Source organism: Pseudomonas sp. KD5 (assembly GCF_012932895.1).
GTDB lineage: Bacteria > Pseudomonadota > Gammaproteobacteria > Pseudomonadales > Pseudomonadaceae > Aquipseudomonas.
The window spans coordinates 37,154-53,573 of record NZ_JDWJ01000006.1; the positions used below are offsets into that span (position 1 = coordinate 37,154).

General features: G+C 56.3%; 17 protein-coding genes and 3 pseudogenes. 15 read left to right on the top strand and 5 right to left on the bottom strand.

The window, feature by feature from the left end; translation table 11 throughout:
- Positions 1-210: 210 nt before the first annotated feature.
- From AF70_RS14515 to AF70_RS29835, 11 genes and pseudogenes are all read left to right on the top strand, one after another.
- Positions 211-474: a DUF2790 domain-containing protein gene (locus tag AF70_RS14515; protein ID WP_019582877.1), complete on the top strand. Its 264-nt coding sequence runs from the start codon at positions 211-213 to the stop codon at positions 472-474.
- A gap of 183 nt (positions 475-657) precedes the next feature.
- Entirely contained in the window at positions 658-930 is a 273-nt protein-coding gene (locus tag AF70_RS14520) for a hypothetical protein (protein WP_028939372.1), read from the top strand.
- A 656-nt stretch (positions 931-1,586) separates the two neighbouring features.
- Positions 1,587-2,837 (top strand): ribonucleotide-diphosphate reductase subunit beta, encoded by a 1,251-nt coding sequence (locus AF70_RS14525; RefSeq protein WP_019582875.1) that lies wholly within the window; start codon positions 1,587-1,589, stop codon positions 2,835-2,837.
- Between the two features lie 390 nt (positions 2,838-3,227).
- Entirely contained in the window at positions 3,228-3,761 is a 534-nt protein-coding gene (locus AF70_RS14530) for a Bro-N domain-containing protein (RefSeq protein ID WP_032830959.1), read from the top strand.
- Between the two features lie 118 nt (positions 3,762-3,879).
- A complete protein-coding gene (locus AF70_RS14535; RefSeq protein WP_028939373.1) occupies positions 3,880-4,593 on the top strand; it encodes an HNH endonuclease signature motif containing protein in 714 nt (237 codons plus the stop codon).
- A gap of 192 nt (positions 4,594-4,785) precedes the next feature.
- On the top strand, positions 4,786-5,970 hold the full coding sequence (locus tag AF70_RS14540) for a colicin E3/pyocin S6 family cytotoxin (protein WP_028939374.1): 1,185 nt from the start codon (positions 4,786-4,788) through the stop codon (positions 5,968-5,970).
- A complete protein-coding gene (locus AF70_RS14545; protein WP_028939375.1) occupies positions 5,967-6,197 on the top strand; it encodes a hypothetical protein in 231 nt (76 codons plus the stop codon). Before AF70_RS14540 ends, AF70_RS14545 begins: the two co-directional genes overlap by 4 nt.
- 79 nt (positions 6,198-6,276) lie before the next feature.
- Positions 6,277-6,822 (top strand): annotated as a pseudogene (locus AF70_RS14550) (colicin E3/pyocin S6 family cytotoxin); the annotation flags it as partial.
- Entirely contained in the window at positions 6,819-7,046 is a 228-nt protein-coding gene (locus tag AF70_RS14555; RefSeq protein ID WP_028939376.1) for a hypothetical protein, read from the top strand. The pseudogene AF70_RS14550 and the gene AF70_RS14555, both read left to right, overlap by 4 nt.
- Before the next feature lie 86 nt (positions 7,047-7,132).
- A pseudogene (locus AF70_RS14560) lies at positions 7,133-7,360 on the top strand (helix-turn-helix domain-containing protein); the annotation flags it as partial.
- A gap of 6 nt (positions 7,361-7,366) precedes the next feature.
- Positions 7,367-7,486 (top strand): annotated as a pseudogene (locus AF70_RS29835) (HNH endonuclease); the annotation flags it as partial.
- 133 nt (positions 7,487-7,619) lie between these two features.
- On the opposite strand, the gene AF70_RS14570 reads toward AF70_RS29835, so the two are convergent.
- Positions 7,620-7,865 (bottom strand): type II toxin-antitoxin system Phd/YefM family antitoxin, encoded by a 246-nt coding sequence (locus AF70_RS14570; protein ID WP_028939378.1) that lies wholly within the window; start codon positions 7,863-7,865, stop codon positions 7,620-7,622.
- 200 nt (positions 7,866-8,065) lie between these two features.
- On the opposite strand from AF70_RS14570, the gene AF70_RS14575 reads away from it, so the two are divergent.
- Complete coding sequence (locus AF70_RS14575) at positions 8,066-9,055, top strand: hypothetical protein (RefSeq protein ID WP_028939379.1); 990 nt, start codon at positions 8,066-8,068, stop codon at positions 9,053-9,055.
- 3 nt (positions 9,056-9,058) lie between these two features.
- On the opposite strand, the gene AF70_RS14580 is transcribed toward AF70_RS14575, so the two are convergent.
- A complete protein-coding gene (locus tag AF70_RS14580) occupies positions 9,059-10,249 on the bottom strand; it encodes a hypothetical protein (RefSeq protein WP_028939380.1) in 1,191 nt (396 codons plus the stop codon).
- A gap of 103 nt (positions 10,250-10,352) precedes the next feature.
- A complete protein-coding gene (locus AF70_RS14585) occupies positions 10,353-11,183 on the bottom strand; it encodes a sulfite exporter TauE/SafE family protein (protein WP_028939381.1) in 831 nt (276 codons plus the stop codon).
- 112 nt (positions 11,184-11,295) lie between these two features.
- On the opposite strand from AF70_RS14585, the gene AF70_RS14590 reads away from it, so the two are divergent.
- Entirely contained in the window at positions 11,296-12,063 is a 768-nt protein-coding gene (locus AF70_RS14590) for a helix-turn-helix transcriptional regulator (RefSeq protein WP_028939382.1), read from the top strand.
- Positions 12,064-12,122: 59 nt separating this feature from the next.
- Here AF70_RS14590 and bglX read toward each other — a convergent pair whose 3' ends face one another.
- Positions 12,123-14,486 (bottom strand): beta-glucosidase BglX, encoded by a 2,364-nt coding sequence (gene bglX / locus AF70_RS14595; RefSeq protein WP_028939383.1) that lies wholly within the window; start codon positions 14,484-14,486, stop codon positions 12,123-12,125.
- A gap of 254 nt (positions 14,487-14,740) precedes the next feature.
- On the opposite strand from bglX, the gene AF70_RS14600 reads away from it, so the two are divergent.
- On the top strand, positions 14,741-15,058 hold the full coding sequence (locus AF70_RS14600) for a helix-turn-helix domain-containing protein (RefSeq protein WP_018926408.1): 318 nt from the start codon (positions 14,741-14,743) through the stop codon (positions 15,056-15,058).
- An 11-nt stretch (positions 15,059-15,069) separates the two neighbouring features.
- Positions 15,070-15,264, top strand: a complete 195-nt coding sequence (locus AF70_RS14605) for an XRE family transcriptional regulator (RefSeq protein WP_019581424.1) — start codon at positions 15,070-15,072, stop codon at positions 15,262-15,264.
- Between the two features lie 44 nt (positions 15,265-15,308).
- On the opposite strand, the gene AF70_RS14610 is transcribed toward AF70_RS14605, so the two are convergent.
- Entirely contained in the window at positions 15,309-16,367 is a 1,059-nt protein-coding gene (locus tag AF70_RS14610) for an MBL fold metallo-hydrolase (protein ID WP_019581425.1), read from the bottom strand.
- Between the last annotated feature and the right edge of the window lie 53 nt (positions 16,368-16,420).

Consider the following 16,420-nt stretch of genomic DNA (forward strand, 5'->3'; position numbering starts at 1 on the left):
TATTACCAAATCTGCCAAAGGTGTTTATCAAAAGCACGGCTATATGCCCGTCATGCCCAGGCCTAAAATCGGTCTCGCCAACACGGCAATGTGATTAACCCAGTTGCAGCCCCCACGAAGGCAGTTAATCCAAGACTCTTTACTAAAGCTCCACACGCAATCCTAAAAAGATTGCGTGACCCCATTCGACCTCAGAAAGGTAAATTCGAAATGAAAGCTTTATTGGTTCTGGCCCTCAGCAGTCTGTGCGCAACCGCCATGGCAGACGAGGCCCCGACTGATGCCGCAAAACAACAACCCGTCGTCGAGGAATACACCTACTCCACCCACCTGGACATCGCCAAAGTCATCTCGATGAGCGAAGTCCCGAACGTCTGCGAAGTAGTCCCGGCCAAAATGGTCTACGACGACTCCAAAGGCCAGCGACACATTCTGCGTTACAGCGTCATGGGTAACGGCTGCTCCAACGGCTGATCCGCCCCACTTTTACCCCCTAAGGCTCGACCCATCCTTTTTAAGAGACCGATGAAGTGCCGAGCCTTACATCGATTAACTTGATTGTTTTTAGCATTTATTTGCGCTTTTTAATCAAATTATCTGGCGTAGTATGAATTCCACACCAAGGCACACAACGCCAACGAACCTGGAGCCACTACCATGAAAACCAAACTGATCCTCGCCCTGACCCTTTCCGTCCTGGCCGCCAACACCTTCGCCGCTGACGGCTACGACCGCACTGGCTCGGCTGCTTTCAACGATGCGGCTGTCGCTTCTGACGGTTACGACCACACCGGTTCCGCCTCTTTTGCGGCTGACGGCTTCGATCGTACGGGCGCTGCCAAAGTCGCTGCCGATGGCGCCGATCACATCGGTGCAGCCAAAGTTGCTGCTGATGGCTCTGACCGCGTAGGTGCCGCTCGTTTCAGCTGAAACCGGGCGCGACATCACAGCCCGACTTCGGTCGGGCTTAGTTGTGTCTGGAGTGGTTGAAAATCGACCAAAACCACAACATGTAGTGAAAAACAGGGTTTTTTGGTTGTTTTTTGAACAACGCTTTTCAAGCTCCCTTACAGCTCAATATTGCACACAATCTCGTCCACAAAACCCCGCCCATTGCTCTGCAAGCCCCGTCTTACCTGGCTTGCAACGTATCAGCCGCGCTTAACCGGGCGAACACCCTGATCTCACCGTCAAAAACCAGCCGAAACAGGCGAAAAAAAAACTTCCTCCGCCAAAGCCCTGTAAACCCTCGCTCCAACCTGAAAACGCCCCTCGCCAAGCCCTCCAGGTGCCATTTCGCCGCACCACGGGGCCGAAAATTTCCTTATAATGCGGACTTAAACGGGCCTGCAATATTCCCTTACAGGGGTGAAAAGCCAGTCTGAAGCCCACGCAGAGCGGTTCACGCTTTCTGCGCCCATCAGCGGCTTCGGAACACCCGTACAAAATTCTGTTTATTGCCTGCGTTGTACTGCTGCAACAAACGATTTCCTTTAGATCCAACGCGGCCAGAACCGGCCGTGTGAAAAACCAACCTATCAGTTTTCACACGGGCAATCTGGCCCTCACGCAGGAGACGACACGTCATGCTGAGCTGGGACGAATTCGACAAAGAAGATGACGGCGAAGCCGCTGTAAAAGGCGCCAATGCCGGCCACGCTTCTGAAGCCAACATGGACCGCCTCGACAGCGCCGGTGGTGCCGCCGCTCAAGAGGCCCGCGCCGTGACCGCGACGGACTCCGCCGCCATCGCCCGCGCCAAGGCTGCCCTGGATTCCCTCGACGTCGCCGAAGGCCTCGCCGAACTGGAAGGCGCCTCTGCCCGTGTAGCTGTCGATGAAAAGCGCATGATCAACTGCCGCGCCGACCTCAACCAGCTCGTACCATTCAAATACGACTGGGCATGGCAGAAGTACCTGGACGGCTGCGCAAACCACTGGATGCCGCAAGAAGTCAACATGACCGCCGACATCGCCCTCTGGAAAAACCCGGAAGGCCTGACCGACGACGAGCGCCGCATCGTGATGCGCAACCTCGGCTTCTTCTCCACCGCCGACTCCCTGGTTGCCAACAACCTGGTCCTGGCCGTGTACCGCCTGATCACCAACCCGGAATGCCGCCAGTACATCCTGCGCCAGGCCTTCGAAGAGGCGATCCACACCCACGCCTACCAGTACTGCATCGAATCGTTGGCCATGGATGAAGGCGAGATCTTCAACATGTACCACGAGATCCCATCGGTCGCGAAAAAAGCCACCTGGGGCCTGAAATACACCCGTTCGATCTCCGATCCGAAGTTCGAAACCGGCACCGTCGAAACCGACAAAGAGCTGCTGCGCAACCTGATCGCCTACTACTGCGTTCTGGAAGGCATCTTCTTCTACTGCGGCTTCACCCAAATCCTCTCCATGGGCCGCCGCAACAAAATGACCGGCGTCGCCGAGCAGTTCCAGTACATCCTGCGCGACGAATCCATGCACCTGAACTTCGGCATCGACGTGATCAACCAGATCAAAATCGAAAACCCGCACTTGTGGGATGCCGAGATGAAGGAAGAAGCTTCGCAGATGATTCTGCAGGGCACTCAGCTGGAGATCGAATACGCGCGGGACACCATGCCACGCGGTGTACTCGGCATGAACGCGGCGATGATGGAGGACTACCTGAAGTTCATCGCTAACCGTCGTCTGTCGCAGATTGGTTTGAAGGAAGAGTATCCAGGGACGACTAACCCGTTCCCTTGGATGAGCGAGATCATGGACTTGAAGAAAGAGAAGAACTTCTTTGAGACTCGGGTTATCGAGTATCAAACCGGCGGTGCACTTAGCTGGGATTGATTCCTGAGCTAGCCGTGATTTGACGATGTAAATCGAAAAATCGAATTGCAAGAGGCCCCGATCTGATCGGGGCCTTTTTATTGGGTAAGAAAATTCTCACTAATTTCGACCTTCGCTACTAAAACTCCTACAACAATTCCAGCACCGTCCGCATTGATGTCGTTTCAGAGCATCTCTAAGCTCTATAGCAGGTGCCTAAGAAACGCCCAACGTAGAAGCTAACTTCCTTTCCTCAGTACGCGCGCTGATATCAGCGATATACGCGTAATCCTGTGAGTGGGAGAAACAGCCTGTTGGGATTTCTTAGATCCTCTACGTCGGGTTCCGGCCCTCTTCCACTCATACGTAGAGGTAATGGATATGCCTGCAGAAGCTCCACACCGATCGGTCATGCGTGATCCCTTTAGGCCGACGATCTTCACCCGCCACAACCTCCACCTCCATGCTCTCCTCCTTGAAAACCAGCCATGGTTCTGCGCCCGCGATATTGGCCGTTTGATGGGTGTCCATCTGAGTGATCGCATGGTCAGCAAACTGGATAAAGATCAGCGTCGCGTCTTGTGGATTGAGTATTTCCGGCAACCAGAAAAACAGCTGATGCTCAGTGAGTCCGGCGTGTATGCGCTGTTGGTGTATCACTACGTTCCAGGGAATCGGTTGCTGCGAGAATGGTTGACCCATCAGGTGGTGCCAGCCTTACGCGATGTAAACCCCTCGGAAAATTCGGATCGTCCGATGTTGAGTGTGTTGGATTGGCCGGAGATGTCGTTGAGTTTGCTTCATTGGCAGAATGAAAGTTGGATTCGGCTTCGGGACATGCCGTACCTGTTGAGCGATCAATCGCAGCGGCGCGTGACGGTGGTTAGGCCTTGGTGGCGGAAGGTTGCGGAGGTGTTTCAGTCTTCGAAGCGTTCGGTGGGTTAGAGCGACGTGTATTTGTAGGATCGCTTGAGCGATGCGTCGGTCTTTTCTGTAGGAATTTTCGTAGACAGGTGTAATGGCCACTCAGTATCGTCCGAGGGTTTCAACCCTCGGCGATTGTATGGATACGGAAAAAAGCAATAGCGATTGGAGTGACGTGGAGATTCAGGCTGCGGTCGATGCCTATCTCAGCATGTTGTCACGCGAGCAAAGCGGTCAGAAGGTCAATAAGGCTCACGAGAATCGCGTCCTGCGCGAAGGTGCCTTAGCGGGCCGCACCAAAGGCTCGGTTGAGTTTCGAATGCAGAACATCTCTACCGTGCTGGTCGAACTCGGACGAGATCGCATTGAGGGATACAAACCTGCCAAGAATGTCGGCGCGAATGTTGCGCGTAGCATTCGTGAAGCGCTGAACGCGCCGAATACTGTAACGCCGGAAGACTTTGCCCCGACCGCCGATGAAGCAACGCTAGAAGAACGTGCTGCCAAACTTGAGAAGCGACCGTTCAAAGGCGAGCCGAAGGGGATATTGAAACCACAACAAGTGCCGAGCTCGAGCAACTCTTTTGTACGCGATCCTGAGGTTAGAGCCTGGGTGCGGAAAGAGGCCAAGGGTATCTGCGAGGGTTGCGGAAAACCGGCTCCGTTTGAAAAGGACGGCAAGCCGTTTCTTGAGGTTCATCACGTTAAGCATTTGGCGCAGGAAGGTTCGGATCGCCCGAGCAATGCCGTGGCGCTGTGTCCGAATTGTCATCGACGTTGTCACCATTCGAGTGATCGGGATGAGTTCACTGCTTCGCTGTTTCAGAAGGTGAAGCGGTTGAAGTTTGAGTGATTGGGCCTGGAAAACTTCATCGGCACATGTGCACGAAGGCAGCGAGTCGTAAGGATTGCGCTGCTGTTCTGATAAAAAGAGAAAACGCTTAGAGTCATCCAAGACTCGTCCTACAGCCACGATTAGCCACGTTAGTTAATGTCGCGCAGCCCCTTTTCCGGGGCTGCCGATGGATGAACGAAAGGATGATCAGTGGCTGGCAACAAGGACATTCCGCGGATTAAGAATCCACCCTCCGGTGATGGGCACCACGTCACCTACCGCTATATGACTGCCACCGAATTGGCCGAGCGGGACGCCCGACAAAAAGCCTACGAGGCCATGTTGGCCAGGCAAGACGCCTTCGAACGCAGCCGTCAGGTCATCGCGGAAAAGCAAAGGCCTACTCAAGCCGGATGTGTCTTCGCCAAGTCCTGCAAGCTGCCGGACGCCATCATCGACTACTCGAATCCCTCAGGGATGGTGCCGACCGATAGCCTGAGAGACTACGGTGACCTGATTCTGCTGGGTGCTCGCGAAGCGGATGAATCAGGCGCTGTGCCACTGAAGAAGATCAGTGGCACAGCGATTCCCGTCGGTCTGGGCTCCCTCGCCTTGGCCGGCTCGGCATTCGCCGCTGCTCCCGTGGCCGCGGCGAGCGCCGTAACAGCAACGCTGGTTGGCCTTGTTGCGCTGGTCACACCATCGAGTCTGGGCGACAGCTCGCTTTACAACGAAGACCAACTCCGTGCACTCAAACAGGCCCGCACCCGCGTTCGCCTGCGGGTCGAGCAACAGACTGACGGCAGCCTCAAGGGATACGGTTTCTACACCGGCAAAAACCGCGATTGGGAAATGGTTGATGTCGTGCAGTTCACATTGCGCGGCAGCCAGCAGGTGGCTGACCTGGGTGACGGCATTGAACTGATCTGGACCCCGGCTGTAGAGGGTTCCGACATCCTGGGCATTCCTGCGCTGGAGGCTGCCCCGCAAGCGCCACATATCTGGGTTTACCCGCCGACGAAAGCAGCTGACAGCATCATCGTGAACCCGGTATATCCGCCGGAGTACAAGGATTTCATTCTGGTATTCCCGGCTGATTCAGGGATTAGGCCGGTTTATGTTGTGGTGAGTGTTGCTGACCACAAATACCATCCCGCACCGAATGGGCTAATTGCCTTTCCCGATGCAACGAGAGCGAATCGTAAGACCCCGGTAAAAGGCGGCGGTGGTCTTCGAAAACGATGGAAAACGTCAAAAGGGACAATTTTTGAATGGGACTCGCAGCACGGCACTGTGGAGATGTACGACAAACGCGGCCGCCATCTCGGAGAATATGATCCGACTACCGGCAAGCAAACCAAACCTGCAGACAGCTCTAGGAGTGTGGAACCATGATTTATGTAATCGAAGCCTTTCACAAACATAACGAACTGCTGGCATTCGAAGTGGAGTTACCGACTGGGCACGACCTGGAAATTAAAAACATCATGGGTTGGACTGCTGAGCAGCACGGATGGGAGGGATACAACCTTACGGACGAGCAGCTTGGAGCCTTGGAGGCTTTACTGGGGAAAAAAGTGTATGACGCAGCCTACCTATTTCAACTTAGCTGCAACGCTTGAATATATGAATGGGGGTACAAAAGTCATGCAGTGGAAAAACACGACAAACTCGGGATCTATTTAGGCGAATTCAACCACAGATTGGGAAATGGTAGATGTCGCGCAGTTCACATTGCGTGGCAGCCAGCAGGTGGCCGACCTGGGTGACGGCATTGAACTGATCTGGACCCCGGCCGTGGACGGTTCCGACATCCTGGGCATTCCGGTGCTGGAGGCTGCCCCGCAAGCACCACATATCTGGGTTTACCCGCCGACGAAAGCAGCTGACAGCATCATCGTGAACCCGGTATATCCGCCGGAGTACAAGGACTTCATTCTGGTGTTTCCCGTGGAGTCGGGGGTAAGACCCGTCTATGTCGTTGTCAGTATTTCTCATCATTACTACCCGAAGCCACATACCTTGCCGGCCTTCCCGGATGCAAAATGGGCCCCAGGCAAAACCCGCATGAAGGGCGGGGGCCTGCGTCCTCGTTGGAAGGATAAAAAAGGCACGATTTACGAATGGGACTTCCAGCACGGCGCAGTGGAGAAATACAACAAACGCGGAAAACACTTGGGCGAGTTTGATCACGCATCAGGCAATCAGACAAAACCCGCAGACCCAACGAGGACGGTAGAGCCATGAAGCACACGGTGATGGGTATCTATGAGGGAGACGACTTTGCTTCTTATGAGAACGTGCTTCCGATCAAAAGCGAGGAGCTCGCGGTATTGATGGGCTGGAAGGATCAAGAGGACTATGTGTATGACTACCAATTGACGAAGGATCAAATTACAGCCATTGAACAGGCCTGCTCGGTTTCGTTTCCATCCGATCTCATTCTTTTTTTAACCACCAGTCAAAATTGACGTGTAATGGGTTAACGGTGCAAAAAAAGCAGCGATCACAGATGCTGATCTCTGTGAAGCGGTGCAGGAAGTCGTGAACGGACAAGCGGGAACTCGACGAGACCTGCATTGCTGATGTGCCCGCTGAAATCCCGCCAGCTCAGATCAAGAAGATTCGTCTGCGTAGTCACGTCAGTCAGCCGGTTTTTGCCCGCTACCTGAACACAAGCGCATCGACAGTTAAGCAGTGGGAAGCCGGCGACAAGCGCCCTGGAGGGATGGCCCTTAAACTGCTCAGCATCGTGGAAAAACACGGTATCGAAATACTGGCCTAACTGTTGGCTAAAAGCGTCTGCGAAGATTGCGGTCAGAACGCACCGTTCGAGGTGGACGGGTTGCCGTATCTTGAAGTCCATAATGTGAAACATTTGGCTCAGAAAGGGTCGGATAGCGTTGGAAACATCAATGTCCCGCCCCCCCTCACAACCCTGCCAAAACCACCCGTACGCCATACTGCGGAATAATCCCGTCCGCCGTGACCAATTCCAGCCCCTCCGCCTGAGCCTGGGTAATCAGTATTCGATCACAAGCGCCTCATAGGCAGCCCTCAAATCCATCAATGATGTCGTCAGGGGTCTTGTCAAAATCCGCAGACATCCGAATCTTCCCCTTCAACCGTCCAAGCTTACGCGCCCAAGATGTCTCGACATGAGGCAGCAGATCCAGATAAGGCTTGCCATCCTTGACGATCACAACCGCATCGCCACGCCATGCACGCTCAGCGAGTTGAGAGAGCTGGGACTTTGCTTCGAGCATGTTTACTTGTACCCGTTCAGTCATATCGCACCTCCACAGAGTTAGCCAAGCTAGCTGAAGCCTGAGATTTTCGATAGGCAAAGGTATTGAGCTGACCGTCTGTCAAAAATGGCGTTTCAAGTCCTGCCCAACGATCAATGCGGCCCACCACTTGAATCAACAGGTGCGCCATCTCATGCTACCCGCTATTAATACCCTTCCCCACTCAAGGACCCGAGCCCGCCATGAAATTCAACCTCGCCTACTGCCTCAGCCTCGACGACAAGCTGTCGATCTATGACGTGCGCGATTTGAATTTCGACGAAACCATGGAGTTCGATTCCGCCAAGGAGCATTTCCAGTGCCCTAACGATGCCTGCCGTTTGGCGTTTGATGCGGCCAACGTGTTGGGGACGTTCAACGCCAAGAATGTGAATTACGTACGCACGCCGCACTTCAAGAACATCCCCAGTACGCGGCATGTCGGGGGTTGTCCTTATGTCAGTCTGAAGACGCCGGCGTCGGGTCTGGAGACGGACGGGGCGGAATCGGATGACGGTCGGGAGGAGCATTTTCCGTCGGAGTTGTTGCTGACTCGGCGTGAGTATGTGCGTAAGCCGTCAAACCCGGCGGTGGCGGCAGATGTCATTCGGGGTAACCCGACACCTACTCCAGCGGCCAGTAACGTCGAGCAGCCAAGCCGGGAGTCGGCGCCGGACAAGACCAATGTCTTCGCCCACCCGGTGGAGTGTTTTGTGTCGAACTTCGCGGACAAGGAGCTGCTCAAGCGCATGCCGCTGAAGATTGGCGAGCACACGGCGCCTTATGGGTCGTTCTTCAAGAAGATCGAGTACCTGCAGGACAACAAGGGGCTGATTTACTGGGGCAAGATCAAGGAGATCAAGGATTACACACAGAGCTTTCGCATCGATTTCGAACAGAAGGTCTGGTTCAAGCAAGCGGACGAGGCGAAGAAGAAGCCTTATTCGGTGAACGTTTACCTGAGCAAGAAGCTGATCGACAACTACCGCAAGCGCAAAGCGTTTCTGGAGGAGATCAAGCACGCCGTCGACAGTGATGCCGAGTTGTATTGCTTCTTTTATGGCGTGACGCCGGAGTTGAAGCAGGTGCCGAGCAAGAAAAACCCCGAACAGACGTTCGGGGTGTTCAGTGCCAACATCGAGAATCTGGATCACTTCATTATTCGGGAAGCGCCGGGGTTGGCAGCAGGCTAAGGATTAGTTGTGAGGCAGTTCGAGTTTGACCGCGCCGGGATGTTGCTTGACCACGGCGTATGGCAGCACTGACCAGCCCGGGTCATCGCAGTTACGTTGTACGCGGGCGAAGTACGGTCCCAGGTACAGGCCTTTGGCGGTGAAGTGCCAGTTGGAATAACCCCAAACGCTTTCGTCGGTGTAGTCGCAGCTGTCCTCGTCCGCCGGCTTCTGCATTTCCTCGGGGTACAGCGCGGCGAATTGCTTGATCAGCCAGGGTACGAACACTTCGCGCTGATAGGTGAATCGTGCCTTGCTCTCTTCCTCGGTCAAGGATGTATCGCTCGCGCCGTCGCGGTCGGCGTGCAGCAGCGGCTTGCCGTTGCCAACCCACAGCACGTCTTCCAGCGACAGGCTATGGCCGGTGTGAACGTCGAGGTTGATCGGCGAATTGCCAAAGTCCGGGTGAGCGCCGCCGCAGCTGTAGCTGGTGGAGATGTTCAGGCTGACCACATCGGGCGACAGGAATTGGGGGGCGACGCCTTGGTCGAATTCGGCATATTCCCCACCTCCCAGCAAGCAGCCGTGGTAGTTGATGACTTCGCTCCAGAGCCGCTCCAACAATTGCTGATTGATCCGCTGCTGGTCAGCTTTCGGGTAGCCGGACTCGATGCTGAACATGGAGAGACCGGACGCGGGCTCCGTCCACCATTGCAGGTCGTAGCCCATGAAGGACTCTTTCTTGCCCGGTTTGAGTTTCAAGCCTTGCAGGCGCAGATATTCGTAAGGATCGCTTTTCGGCAGCGCGGCGATGAAGGGCAAGGTGTCTGCGGCCGGTGCCGGGAGCTTGGCCTCGGTCAATTGCATTTGCAGGATTTTGCCCTTGGGGCCTTTCCATTCGCCTTGCCAGCCATTGGCCGTTTCTTGCAACTTCAGGGTTGGCTGGGGTTTGTCTTCACCGTAGCGGTTGTTGCCTTCGGTTAGCGTCAGGGTCTCTTCTTGCAGCGAGCCGCTCAGCTCCAGGTCGCGATGGTATTTCTCATAGAAGTAGCGGCCGGTGACTTCGTCCGGCTGGTTGGTGTTGAGCTCCAGCACGATCGGCATCTTGCCCAGGGTGCCGGTGAACACTCGTCTCCCGTCCTCGGCATGAGCAGTGGAACACAGCATGAGTAACAGCGTGGCGACTGGCGCCAGGCGTAACAATCCTTTGAACATTGATCGATCCCTGAATGAGTCAGAAGCCGCGCCGGGCAGGTTGCATGCGGCGCAAGTTGAACGGGGGACGGATTATGGCGAGGTTGCTGGGGAGAATCGAGCCTCATTGCACGCCCCACTTCGTCGCCATGCTGAGCATCACCACCACCAGCAAACCAATATAAACCCGGGCATGCACCCGATCCGGTATCCGCCCGATCCACGGCGTGGCCAGCCGAATCCCCACCAGCGACCCAACCGTCAGCAGCGTAAACGCCAGCACATCCACATAACCGACAAACCACGGCCCCAGATCAAACTCGGTAAATCCCGCCATCGCCATATAGGTCAGCGTCCCAGCCACCGCAACCGGAAGACTCAACGGATTAGCCATGGATGTGGCTTGCGACATGCTAAGGCCACAACGTCTTAGCAACGGCACGGTCATGACGCTACCACCCACCCCAAGAAACGTGGCGATAGCGCCAATTCCCACACCGCCGCCAGACACTTCTGCCCCGCCCAATCGCCGTGGGACTTCGATGTAGGACTGTGTAAGAAAACCGCGTCTGAACAAGCAGTCCAGAATGGTCACGCCCAGGTAAACGATGAAGGCAAACCGGATCAGCTCTCCACTCGCCCACATTGCAGCAATAGCTCCGACGATCGCGCCCAGGCCGATGAACCCGCCCAACGGCCACAGGTAATGGCGAATGAGATTGCCCGCGTGGTGATGTTTTCTGGTGGCGATCAGTGCATTGACGATCATCACGCAGGTCGAGGTGGCTACGGCAATGTGCATAGCCGATTGGCCGATGGGGTCGTCGGTGCCGTGGCTGGCCGTGAGCATGCGGTACAGCAAGGGCACGACGACGAAGCCGCCGCCGAAGCCGAACAGCACGGCGGTTATGCCGGTCATGCAGCCGAAGAGTGCCAGCAAGAGGTAGAAGAACATCGCGCATCGTCCGTGGGTTGAGAGTGGCCGACGATAGAGCGACGGGGCTTGGCCTGCTTCAGCAAGTCAGCCAATAATGTTTGTGTTTACGCCAATCGCTGGGTGCCGCTCGATGCGCAATGTTTCGATTGATCTGCTGGACGACACGCCACGGCCGGTGGTGGCCATCGGTACGGATTACCCCGATGGTCATCGGTTGCCGAGCCATACCCATCGGCGGGCGCAGTTGTTGTATGGCGCCACGGGGGTGATGCAGGTGAGCACGCTGGACGGCAATTGGGTGGTGCCGCCGCAGCGGGCGGTGTGGATTCCGCCGGGGGTGGCGCATGAGGTGTTGATGCTGGGGGTGAGCACTCGCAGTGTGTATATCGAACCGGGGGCGGTTGATCTGGGCAGCCGCTGCCAGGTGATCAGTGTTTCGCCGTTGCTGCGGCATTTACTGATGGAGGCGGTGGAGGTTGCGCTGGAGTACGACGAGGCCGGGCGCGATGGGGCGCTGATCGACTTGTTGCTGCATGAACTGGCGCGCAGTGCTCCCCTGCCGTTGCACATTCCGCTGCCTGTGGATTCGCGGCTGCTCGGGTTGTGTCAGAGGTTTCTCCGGCAACCGAACGTTCACCAATCGCCGCAGCAATGGGCCGATCAGTTGCACATCAGTTTGCGTACGTTCAATCGCCTGTTCCGCCAACAAACCGGGCTGAGTTTCAGCCAATGGCGGCAGCGAGCCTGTGTGGTGCTGGCCTTGGCGCGGCTGGCGGTGGACACACCGGTGACGCGCATTGCCCTGGATTTTGGCTATGAAAGCCCGGCGGCGTTTTCGACCATGTTTCGTCGGGTGCTGGGGCAGGCACCGTCCGTTTGGTTGGAAGGGGTGAAATGACCCCGTAGGAGCGAGGCTTGCCCGCGAAGAATGCAACGCGGTATTTCAGGGATTACGCATCATCGTTCTTCGTGGGCAAGTCGGATCGCCGCACCGCTCGCGTCTACAGGTTCTGCACCAGGCGCATGATTGTCTTGACTGGCTTGTTCTGACAGCAATTCAAAGCTCTGCTCCTTCACATCCTGGGAATCCAGGCCGATTTGCACCCGGAACTCACCCGGCTCGGCGACGTATTCCAACTGGCTGTTGAAGAACTTCAAGTCGTTCTCGTCAATGCTGAAGTGCACCGCTTTCTCCTCGCCGGCCTTGAGCATGATTTTTTGAAAGTTCTTCAGTTCTTTGACTGGACGGGCGACGGAGGCAACGACATCGCGGATATACAGCTGAACCACCGTTTCGCCGTCACGCTGGCCGGTATTTTTCACCATGATGCTGGCGACGAGGTTGTCGGTCTTGTTCAGTGTGGTCGAAGACAGGGCCATGTCGGTCAGGCTGAAATCGGTATAGCTCAGCCCATAGCCGAAGGGGTAAAGCGGCCCATAGGATTGATCGAAATATTGCGACGTGTAGTTGCGAAGCGCACCCGGCAGGTACGGACGGCCGGTGTTCAGGTGGCTGTAGTAATTGGGGATCTGCCCCACGGAGCGTGGAAAGGTGATGGGTAATTTGCCGGACGGGTTGTAGTCACCGAACAATACATCGGCAACGGCATTGCCTCCCTCGGAGCCGCTGTACCAGGTTTCCAGGATCGCATCGGCTTGTTTCTGCTCCTTGCCGATGGACAGCGGCCGACCGTTCATCAACACCAGTACCAGCGGCTTGCCGGTGGCTTTCAGGGCGGTGATCAATTCACTCTGGCGCCCAGGCAGATCGAGGCTGGTTCGACTGGCCGCCTCATGGGACATGCTGCGAGGCTCTCCCACCACGGCGATCACAACATCGGCTTGCTGTGCAGCCTTGACTGCTTCGTCAATCATTTCTGCTGACGGACGGGGGTCGTTGGCGATTTCGGACACGCCCTGGTATTCCAGGTATTTAACAACCTCCTGATCCTCCTCGAGATTGGCACCTCGGGCATAGATCAGCGAGCCCTGGTTCATCGCGTTTTTCAGCCCGTCGTAGATCGTCACCGATTGCGCAGGCACACCGCTCGCGGACCAACTGCCCATGATGTCGACGGCACTTTTTGCCAACGGGCCAATGAGCGCGATCGTGCCTTGTTTTTTCAGCGGCAATAGCCCGTTTTCATTCTTCAGCAGCACCAGTGTCTTGCGTGCCACTTCACGGGCCTGCGCTCTGTGCAGACGGTTTTCGGGGTCGTTATCAGCTGCGTTTGCACTGGCAGCGCCGAGGCGTCGGTAAGGGTCTTCGAACAGCCCCATGTCGTACTTGGCACCCAGCACCTCGCGCACCGCGTTATCAATATCGCTCTGGGAAACAGCGCCAGACTCAAGCAGCCCCGGCAACTCCGGGCCATAGGAGGAGTCGTTCATGCTCATGTCAATGCCGGCCCTGATGGCGAGCCTGGCCGCGTCGCGAGGATTCCTCGCAACACCGTGCTGAACCAGATCGGTTACCCCGTTATGGTCACTGATGACCAGTCCCTTGAAGCCCCACGCTTTGCGAAGCAGGTCCTGCATCAACCAGGTATTGGCCGCCGCCGGCACGCCATTTACCGAGTTAAGCGCCGCCATGACGGCTCCCGCGCCACCCTCGATCGCCGAACGATAAGGTGGCAAGTAGTCCTGGTACATTCGGGCCAGGCCCATGTCGACGCTGTTGTAGTCGCGCCCTCCTTCGACAGCCCCATACAACGCAAAGTGTTTGGCACTGGACATGATGCTGTCGGGCGCGCTCAAGCTCTGGCCCTGGTAGGCCTGGACCATCACTCTGGCAATGCGTGAAACCAGATAGGTGTCTTCACCGAAGCCTTCGGATGTGCGCCCCCAGCGAGGATCACGGGCGACATCGATCATCGGTGCGAAGGTCATATCGATACCGTCCTCACTGGCTTCTTTCGCCGCCGTTCGACCGCTCAACTCGATGGCGTCCATATCCCAACTGGAGGCCAAGGCCAGGCCGATGGGGAAAATGGTTCGATGACCGTGTATCACGTCCCAACCGAAAAACATCGGTATCTTCAGGCGGCTTTGTTGAGCCGCGTCTTGCATGGGGCGGTTTACATAACGGCTCACAGAGCCATACGTCCCCCCGATTCGCCCGGCAGTGATCTCCTGGCAGATTTTTTCGGGCGTCATCTTTTCATCGATAGCGATCAGCCGCAGTTGGCCGACTTTTTCGTCGAGGGTCATCTGATTGATGAGGTTGGTGACAAAGGCATCTTTGTTTGGCGATGCCGTATCGGCCAGGACCGGCAGAGTTGTAAAGCTGATCAGGGCACATAGCAGACGTAGTCTTTTCATGATTCCCTTCCCCGCATAACGCTGTGGCGCACTGCTTTTGAAACGCCACCTTTCCGGCATTGAAGATCAGAAGGCTGACGTTCAATCATTTGGAGCTTTCAGGAAACCGCCTAGAGACAGCGTAGTCGGTCCAACGCCCCTGCCTGAGCGAAAAAAGACAATCGATCAAAAAATGAGTTTGATCCGGGCGCAAAACAACTGTACAAAAACACAGTACATTTTCGAATCGCCACGCTCGATCCCCGGAGAAAACCATGGCCTCTCTTGCAATGAAAATCACCCTGGAACGTATCGCCCTCTTCCAGTTCACCCCCGCCCACTGCGCCCAGGCCCGAGCGATGCTGGGTTGGAGTGTGGAAGAGTTGTCCGAGGAATCCGGGGTTTCCGTTGACGCCATCCAGCGATTCGAAGCGCAGCGTAATGTGCTGGATGTCACGCGGCTGGCGTTGGCGTATCGGTTTGAATCGCAAGGCCTGGTGTTCTTCCCGGGGTTTGCACCGGGCCGAGGGATGAATGTGAAAGGGTCCACACCAAATCCGGTTGGGCGGGCGGATTATGCGATGGTTGAGTGAGGTTGCAGCAGATGCGGGCCAAAGCCGAACACGTTATGAAAATAGGCATGCTCCTCGAAACCGGTCGGCTGAGTCAGGCTGATGCTGCCCATAGGCTCGGATTGTCTGAGGAGGAACTGAACGAAATACTCCGTGGAGAATTTTGCGATCTGACCGTGGCAAAAATCTCGGAATATACAAAGCCGTTACTGGACGAACGCAGCTGAAAAGTCCGGGGCGCTTGCACCGCAAGCGCCCCGGCAGCACAACATCAAGCGTTCTGCACTGTCGCCTGATCGCTTACATCTTCCACACCCAACCACCACGCGCCACCACTCTGCGGATACATCACGTTGAACGCCTCGCCCATTTGCGGTGTGGTGATCGATACGTTCCGTTCCCAGGCCAGCGCCAGAATACGGTCGAAAGGTTCGTACCAGGCGTGCATCGACAGGTCGAAGGTGCCGTTGTGGATCGGCAGCAACCAGCGCCCTTTAAGGTCGATGTGCGCTTGCAGGGTTTGCTCGGGCTGCATGTGCACGTGAGGCCACTCGACGTTGTAGGCGCCGGTTTCCATAAGGGTCAGGTCGAATGGGCCGTACTGCTCGCCGATGCGTTTGAAGCCATCGAAGTAGCCGCTGTCGCCACTGAAGAAAATCCGCGTGTCGCCGTCGATCATCACCCACGATGCCCACAGGGTGCTGTTACCGTCGAACAGCCCGCGACCGGAAAAGTGCTGCGAAGGTGTGGCTACGAATTGAAGGCCATCGACCTCGGTGCCCTGCCACCAATCCAGTTGGCGCACTTTGCTGGCGTCGATGCCCCACTTGATCAGGGTGTCACCCACGCCCAGGGGCGTGAGGAAGTAGCGGGTCTTGTCCGCCAGTTTGAGTACGGCCTGATAATCGAGGTGGTCGTAGTGATCGTGGGACAGGATCACCGCTTCAATCGGCGGCAGGTCTTCGAGACTGATCGGCGGCTGGTGGAAACGCTTGGGGCCGGCCCATTGCACGGGCGAAGCGCGTTCGGCGAAGACCGGGTCGGTGATCCAGAACTTGTCCTGCAGCTTGAGCAGAAGCGTGGAATGGCCCAGGCGATAGACGCTGTGGTTAGGCGCGGCAATCAACGCCGCCTGGGTCAGGGTTTGCACCGGAACGGGGGCCGACGGCCGGGTGTCGTGCGGTTTGTTGAAGATAAAGTTCCACAGGATGCGCAAGGTTTTGCGAAAGCCTTCGCGCTGCACCGGCACATGGTTTCGGTACTGCCCTTGAGCCTGTCGGGACGCTTCAGGCGTTGAAGCGTTGTTCGCTGGGGAAGTTGAAGTGTCCATGACTGAATGACTCCAGAAAAACCGCACAATCGACGATTTTCCGCTTGGGACGA